Source organism: Tamlana crocina, assembly GCF_012037625.1.
This window is the reverse complement of sequence record NZ_JAAVJS010000479.1, coordinates 1-363: the sequence shown is the minus strand read 5'-3', so window position 1 is coordinate 363 and position 363 is coordinate 1. Positions and strand designations below refer to the sequence as shown.

General features: G+C 40.8%; 1 protein-coding gene. It reads left to right on the top strand.

What is annotated here, in order from left to right:
• The coding region (locus tag HC176_RS19735) for a hypothetical protein (RefSeq protein WP_209309799.1) at positions 1-347 on the top strand (347 nt) is incomplete at its 5' end.
• Positions 348-363: the final 16 nt, after the last annotated feature.

Genomic DNA, 363 nt, shown 5'->3' with positions numbered 1-363 from the left:
AGGAATTGATCAATGCCCCTCTGAAGCATAAGTTCTGTAGAAAATTTTCGGCTGGTGGCAAGTACGAATCCGCCGCGGGTGATCCTGAAAAAGTATTTTCCCGAACCCGTTCTGGCTTTACGAAAAGTGAAAGATTCCAGGTCATGCTGAATGGTCTCTATGATCTTTTCACAGTCAGATTTCTCCCTGCAGGCGATGCTGGTGAAGATGGTTTTCCCTTTCCTGGAAGCGAAGCTGAATTTAAAATTTCCGTTGTCTCTTTTACTTATCACAAATGCACTCATAGGTCTTCCCGAAATTTTCAAAACTTCAAATCTATAAAAACAGAAGTGCGAAGCCACTCATAAAGTTTCAAAATTAATT